The 7193-nt window shown below is 65.1% G+C and carries 6 protein-coding genes; 2 read left to right on the forward strand and 4 right to left on the reverse strand.

The genetic code is table 11. The features are described from left to right. Both ACK5IR_RS07420 and ACK5IR_RS07425 read left to right on the forward strand, forming a co-directional pair. Positions 1-1271 (forward strand): aldehyde dehydrogenase family protein (locus tag ACK5IR_RS07420; RefSeq protein WP_416927452.1); only part of this gene is annotated, 1271 nt, incomplete at its 5' end. A gap of 4 nt (positions 1272-1275) precedes the next feature. Beyond that, the gene (locus ACK5IR_RS07425; RefSeq protein ID WP_416927454.1) at positions 1276-2421 is read left to right on the forward strand and encodes an iron-containing alcohol dehydrogenase; all 1146 of its coding nucleotides are present in this window, start codon (positions 1276-1278) and stop codon (positions 2419-2421) included. A gap of 182 nt (positions 2422-2603) precedes the next feature. Here ACK5IR_RS07425 and ACK5IR_RS07430 read toward each other — a convergent pair whose 3' ends face one another. The 4 genes from ACK5IR_RS07430 to ACK5IR_RS07445 all read right to left on the reverse strand — a co-directional run bounded on the left by ACK5IR_RS07430 (position 2604) and on the right by ACK5IR_RS07445 (position 7165). Further along, the gene (locus ACK5IR_RS07430) at positions 2604-4079 is read right to left on the reverse strand and encodes a mannitol dehydrogenase family protein (protein ID WP_416927456.1); all 1476 of its coding nucleotides are present in this window, start codon (positions 4077-4079) and stop codon (positions 2604-2606) included. Between the two features lie 351 nt (positions 4080-4430). Beyond that, positions 4431-5435 carry an ABC transporter ATP-binding protein gene (locus ACK5IR_RS07435; protein ID WP_416927458.1) on the reverse strand — a complete coding sequence of 335 codons (1005 nt, stop codon included), beginning with the start codon at positions 5433-5435 and terminating at the stop codon, positions 4431-4433. Between the two features lie 13 nt (positions 5436-5448). After that, complete coding sequence (locus ACK5IR_RS07440; RefSeq protein WP_416927460.1) at positions 5449-6279, reverse strand: carbohydrate ABC transporter permease; 831 nt, start codon at positions 6277-6279, stop codon at positions 5449-5451. Between the two features lie 13 nt (positions 6280-6292). Beyond that, positions 6293-7165: a carbohydrate ABC transporter permease gene (locus ACK5IR_RS07445; protein WP_416927462.1), complete on the reverse strand. Its 873-nt coding sequence runs from the start codon at positions 7163-7165 to the stop codon at positions 6293-6295. Positions 7166-7193: the final 28 nt, after the last annotated feature.

Raw genomic sequence — 7193 nt, forward strand, 5'->3', positions numbered from 1 at the left:
CGGCGCAGCCGGGCTGGGCGGCGCGGCCGCTGGCCGAACGCATCGCGCTGGTGCGCGCCGCCGTCGCCGAGGTCGGCCGCACGACCGACCGGATGGCGGTGGAACTGGCGCACCAGATGGGCCGCCCGGTGCGCTACGGCGGCGAATTCCGCGGCTTCGAGGAACGCGCGCTCTACATGGCCGGGATCGCCGAGCAGGCGCTGGCGCCGGTTGTCATCGAGGACAGCGATAATTTCCGGCGCAGGATCGCACGTGTGCCGCACGGTGTGGTCTTCGTCGTGGCGCCGTGGAACTATCCCTACATGACGGCGATCAATACCATCGCCCCGGCGCTGATCGCCGGCAACACGGTGGTGCTGAAACATGCCGCCCAGACCCTGCTGGTGGGCGAACGTCTGGCCGAGGCGTTCCATGCCGCCGGCATTCCCGCCGAGGTGTTCCAGAACGTCTTCCTGTCGCACGACACGACCGCAGCGCTGATTGCCGGCGGCGCCTTCGATTTCGTCAATTTCACCGGCTCGGTCGCCGGCGGCAGGGCGATGGAGCGCGCCGCCGCCGGCACCTTCACCGCCGTCTCGACCGAGCTTGGCGGCAAGGATCCGGGCTATGTCCGCGCCGATGCCGATGTCCAGGCAGCCGCCGAGACGCTGATCGACGGCGCGATGTTCAACTCCGGCCAGTGCTGCTGCGGGATCGAGCGGATCTATGTCGACCGGCGCGTATATGACGAATTCGTCGACAGAAGCATCGCCATCGTCGCGGGCTACCGGCTTGGCAACCCTCTCGACCCCGTAACCACCCTTGGCCCGATGGCCAACATCCGCTTCGCCCGCGAGGTGCGTGGCCAGATCGCCGATGCGCTGGCCGGTGGGGCGGTGGCCCGGGTGCGGCCTTTTGCCGAAGATGACGGCGGCACCTATGTGAGCCCGCAGATCCTGACCGGGGTCAGCCACGACATGCGGATCATGCGCGACGAGACCTTCGGCCCCGTTGTCGGCATCATGCCGGTCGGGGACGACGAGGAAGCCGTCGCGCTGATGAACGACAGCGCCTTCGGCCTGACCTGCTCGATCTGGACCGGTGACGTGGAGGCCGCCGAGGCGATCGGCCAGCGGCTGGAAACCGGCACCGTCTTCATGAACCGCTGCGACTATCTCGATCCGGCGCTGTGCTGGACCGGTTGCAAGGATACCGGCCGGGGCGCAGGGTTGTCGCTGCTCGGCTTCCACGCGCTGACGCGCCCGAAATCCTATCACCTGAAAAGGGCCTGACCCCATGAAACTGGTCGGAAACTGGAACTACCCCACCCCGGTACGCTTCGGTGCCGGTCGGATCGCCGAGATCGCCGATGCCTGTTCGGCCGCCGGTATCGCCCGGCCGCTTCTGGTCACCGATCGCGGCCTTGCCGCGATGGAGATCACCGCGCGCACCCTCGATCTGCTCGACGAGGCCGGGCTTGGCCGCGCGATGTTCGCGGATGTCGATCCGACCCCGAGCGACCGCAACGTCGAGGAGGGGCTGAGGGTCTATCGCGACGGCGGCTTCGACGGTGTGGTCGCCTTCGGCGGCGGTTCGGGGATCGATCTGGGCAAGGTGCTGGCCTTCATGGTCGGCCAGACCCGCCCGTTGTGGGATTTCGAGGATATCGACGACTGGTGGACCCGGGCCGACGCAGGCGCCATCCACCCCGTCGTCGCCGTGCCCACAACCGCCGGAACCGGCTCCGAGGTCGGGCGTGCCGGTGTCATCACCAATTCGCGGAGCCACGAGAAAAAGATCATCTTTCATCCCCGAATGCTGCCATCGGTGGTGATCTGCGACCCGGAACTGACCGTTGGCATGCCGCAGCCGATCACCGCCGGCACCGGGCTCGATGCCTTCGCCCACTGCGTCGAGGCATTCTGCTCGCCGCATTATCACCCGATGTCGCAGGGGATCGCGCTCGAAGGGATGCGGCTGGTCAGGGAATATCTGCCGCGGGCGCATGCCGACGGCGGCGATATCGAGGCGCGGGCCCACATGATGTCGGCCGCCGCCATGGGGGCGACCGCGTTCCAGAAGGGGCTGGGGGCGATCCACGCGCTGAGCCATCCGGTCGGGGCGCGTCATCACACCCATCACGGCACGACCAACGCGCTTTTCATGCCGGCGGTGCTGCAATTCAATCGCCCGGCCTGCGAAGGCGTTCTGGGGCAGGCGGCGGCCTATCTGGGGCTCGACGGCGGCTTCGACGGATTCGCCGCATTCGTCGACGATCTGAACGCCCGGATGGGCATCCCGCAAACCCTGACCGAACTGGGTGTCACCGATCCCGACCTTGATGCGCTGACCCGTTCGGCGCTGGCCGATCCCAGCACCGGTGGCAATCCGGTCGCGATGACCTACGAGAACACCCGCAGGCTCTATGAAGCGGTGCTGTAAACGTGGCCCGACGACATGAGTCCGATCATGCCGTCGCGCTGGCTACCGCCCCGTCATCTCCGGTTGTGAAAAACGACGAGACCCGACCTTGTCCGAAGCTCGGCTTTGCCTCGCGTGATCGCGCTTGCGGGCGGCCTGCCGGGATGGCCGGCAGGCCGCCCCGGCGGTTCGTGAGCGGCAGATCAATGCCCCAGATAGGCCCGCAGGGTGGCCTCGGTGCCGTTCGTCCAGAGCGATTCGAGCGCCGCCGCGAATGCGGCGCGGAAGATCGGATTCCTGCCGACATCGCCATAGATGTCTTCCATCCCCAGCCAGTCCGCAGGGTTTTCGCGCGCCGCATGCGCGCGTTCGACCAGCCTGTCCCACGAGGGATCGTTGGGTTCGATGGCCACGCCCTGTTCGTCTTCGCCGTAGCAGTAGCGGCACCAGAGCGCGCTGGCCAGCGCCAGACCGCTTATGTCGCGTCCGGCCTTCAGGCAATCGGCGGCGGACGGCACGATGAACTTGGGCTGCCGGTTCGAGCCGTCAAGGCAAAGACGGCGTACCTGATCCTCGACCCGCGGGTTGGCGAAACGCTCCTTGATGAGGTCGAGATACTGCACGAGCGAGGTGTCGGGCACCGGCGGAACGATCGGCACGATCTCCTCCCGCTCCACCTTGTCCATGAAGGCGCCGACCAGCGGATGGGTCATCGCCTCGTCCGCATAGACGCAACCGAGAAGATGCCCGGCATAGGCGATCAGCGCGTGGCCGCCGTTCAGGATGCGGATCTTCATGTGTTCATAGGGCGTCACATCGTCGACGAACTGCACGCCGACATTTTCCAGCGCCGGGCGCCCGGCTGTGAACCTGTCTTCCAGAACCCACTGGAGGAAGGGCTCGCAAAAAACGGGCCGTGCGTCATCCAGCCCGTATGCCGACAGCAGGTATTCGCGCCGCTCCGGCGTGGTCGCCGGGGTAATCCGGTCGACCATGCCGTTCGGAAAGGCGACATTCCCGGCGATCCAGCGCGCAAGGTCGGGATCCTGCGCCTCGGCGATGCCGACCACCGCGTTGCGGGTGACAACACCGTTGTGGGGAACGTTGTCGCAGGACATGATGGTGAAGGGAACCTCGCCCGCCGCGCGCCGCGCCCTGAGGCCGGCGACGATGGTGCCGAAAATGGTCGTCGGATGATCGGGGTCGGCAATATCGGCCTGAATGTCCGGGCTGGACGGATCGAAGACACCGGTCGCCGGATCGATGAAATAGCCGCCCTCGGTCACCGTCAGCGAAACGATGCGAACCGCCGGATCGGCCATGGCCGCCAGGATGGCGCCGTTGCCCTTTTCGACCGGCAGGAAACCGGCCATCACGCCGATCACGCGCGCCCGGTCGCCGCTGCCGTCCTGCTCGACCACGGTATAGAGACAATCCTGTCCGACCAGCGCCTCGCGCTGTTGTGCATCGTACCGGACCACACCGCACCCGAGGATCGCCCAGTCTTCCGACCCGCCGAGCGACATCAGGTTGTCGAGATAAACGGCCTGATGCGCGCGGTGAAAGTTCCCCATCCCGACATGCAGAATGCCCGGCGCAAGCAGCGACCGGTCGTATCCCGGCGCCGCGATGCCTTCGGGCAGTTTGTCGAGGGTTGCGTTTGACAGCCTGATCGTCATGGTTCCGTCCTTTCAGAACAACATCGGCATTCCGCCATCCACATCACATGTGGCTCCGACGCGGTGGGAAGCGGTGCAAAGCCGGGAAACGCGAGGGCAACCGCACGTTCCCCGGTGCCGAAGCGTCGGCTATCGGCATGTCTCCGCGGCCGGCGGGACCTGCCCCGCAGACCGCCATTTCACGCGCGCGCTTCCCTCCCCGCACCGGTGCCCCGCCCGCTCTCGCATCTCCGGCGGGCTTCGTCCCGGCCCGGGGCTTTCCGGTCATCTGCCTTCGGTCTGGCGACACACCGGCGACACGATCACCCGCAAACCGATTTGCACCGGCAGGCACCCTGCCGGCGGACAGGCTTACTTCAGGACGCGCCCGCTCTGGTCGAAGCGGTGCAGGTGCACCACGGTCGGCGTCAGGTAGACGCTGTCGCCCCGGTGCAGGTCGACCTCGCCGCTTTCCCGCACGGTCAGCGGCTCGTTCCAGCCGTCGATCATGATGTGGAAGAAGGTATCCGAACCGAGATGCTCGGATACGCCGACCTTGCCGTGCCATGTCCCGCCCTCGCGGGAGACGGCGATATGTTCGGGGCGGATACCGATGGTCGCGGCGTCGTGCTCGGCGGCAATCGCACCGCCGATGAAGTTCATCTTCGGCGATCCGATAAAGCCGGCGACGAACTGGTTCGCCGGCGAGCGGTAGAGCTCCAGCGGCGAACCGACCTGCTCGATATTGCCGGCCCGCAGCACGACGATCTTGTCGGCCATGGTCATGGCCTCAACCTGATCGTGGGTCACGTAGATCATCGTCGTGGCGAGGGTCTGGTGCAGTTCGGAGATTTCCAGCCGCATGTTGACCCTGAGCGCGGCATCGAGGTTCGAAAGCGGCTCGTCGAACAGGAACGCCGAAGGCTCGCGCACGATGGCGCGGCCGATGGCGACCCGCTGACGCTGGCCGCCCGAAAGCTGCCCCGGCTTGCGATCGAGGTAATCGGCCAGGTTCAGCACCTTGGCCGCGTTGTTCACCCGCGCGTCGATTTCGGCCTGATCCATCTTGGCCATCCGCAGCGGGAAGGCGATGTTCTTGCGCACCGACATGTGCGGATAAAGCGCGTAGGACTGGAACACCATCGCCAGACCGCGCCTGGCGGGCGGCATTTCGGTGGCGTTCCTTCCGTCGATCAGGATCTCGCCCGAGGATACGTCCTCCAGCCCAGCGATCAGCCGCAGGAGCGTGGACTTGCCGCAGCCCGAGGGGCCGACGAAAACGACGAATTCGCCGTCGTTGATTTCCAGATCCAGCGGCGGAATGACTTCCACGTCGCCAAAGGCCTTGCGTACCTGCTTGAGTGTGATTTGTCCCATTGGTCTTGCCCCCTTACTTGACGGCGCCGAAGGTCAGGCCGCGGACGAGTTGTTTCTGGCTGAACCAGCCCATGATGAGAATTGGCGCGATGGCCATGGTCGAGGCCGCGGAGAGCTTGGCGTAGAACAGGCCCTCGGGGCTGGAGTAGCTGGCGATGAACGCGGTGAGCGGAGCCGCCTTGGCTGCCGTCAGGTTGAGCGTCCAGAAGGCTTCGTTCCAGGCCAGGATGATGTTCAGAAGAACGGTCGAGGCCATGCCGGGGATCGCCATCGGAGTCAGGACATAGAGCACCTCTTCCTTCAGAGAGGCACCGTCCATCCGCGCCGCTTCAAGGATCTCGCCGGGGATCTCCCTGAAATAGGTGTAGAGCATCCAGACGATGATCGGCAGGTTGATCAGCGTCAGGACGATGACCAGCCCGGTGCGGGTGTCCAGCAGCCCGAAATCGCGGAAGATCAGGTAGATCGGGATCAGAACGCCCACCGGCGGAAGCATCTTGGTAGACAGCATCCACATCAGAACGTCCTTGGTCCGCTTGGCCGGAACGAAGGCCATCGCCCAGGCGGCGGGGATGGCGATTGCCAGGCCGATCAGCGTCGAGCCGACCGACAGGACAACCGAGTTCCAGAAGTGCAGGAAGTAGTTCGAACGCTCCTGTACCGTGGCGTAGCTTTCAAGCGTCCATGGCGCCGAAAGAACCTGAAGCGGGGTCTTGATCGCGTCGCCTTCGGTCTTGAACGACAGGATGAAGATCCAGAGGATCGGAAAGAAGATCAGGAAGCCGACCGTCCAGGCCAGAAGCGTGGTCCAGGTCTTGCGGCTGGTTGAAACTGCGCGTGCCATGTCTCTCCCCTCCTCAGGCGTCGAGGTTCTTGCCGATCATCCGCATCAGGAAGAAGGCAACGATGTTGGCGAGAATGATGGCGACGACGCCACCGGCGGAACCTCCGCCCACGTCGAACTGCAACAGCGACTGGACATAGACGAGGAAGGTCAGGTTGGTCGTGGCGCTGCCCGGACCGCCGTTCGTCGTCACCAGAATCTCGGCGAAGATCGACAGCAGGAAGATGGTCTGGATCAGGATCACGACGGTGATCGCGCGGCTCAGGTGCGGCAGCATGATGTGGATGAAGCGCGCTATCCACGGCGCTCCGTCCATCTCGGCTGCCTCGAGCTGCTCCTGGTCGAGCGACTGGAGCGCTGTCAGCAGGATCAGGGTTGCGAAGGGCAGCCATTGCCAGCTCACGATCCCGATGATCGAGGCAAGCGGTGCCTGCGCCAGAAAGTCGAACGGCTCCATGCCGAGAAACTTTGCCAGATGGCCGAACAGCCCGTTCACCGGATTCATGAACATGTTCTTCCACACCAGCGCGTTCACCTTCGGCATGACGAAGAACGGCGCGATCACCAGGATGCGCACGATCCCCTGCCCGAAGAACGGCTGGTCGAGCAGAAGCGCCAGCAGAACGCCCCCGATGACAGTGATGATCAGCACACCGCCGACCAGCGCCAGCGTGTTCCAGATCGCGTTGAGAAAGGCGGGATCGGTCAGGAAATACCTGTAGTTGGTGAAGCCCGTCCATTCCTCCATGCCGGGCATCAGCAGGTTGTAGCGCAGAAACGAGAAGTAGAGCGTCATCGACAGCGGCACGATCATCCACCCGAGCAGGAGAAGAACTGCTGGAGCGATCATGAAACGCGCTGCCGCACGGGAATGTTGCGTGGCCATGGCCGGCATCTCCGGTCGGAAACGATGG

Source organism: Tropicimonas sp. (genome assembly GCF_047971885.1).
Taxonomy (GTDB): Bacteria; Pseudomonadota; Alphaproteobacteria; order Rhodobacterales; family Rhodobacteraceae; genus Tropicimonas.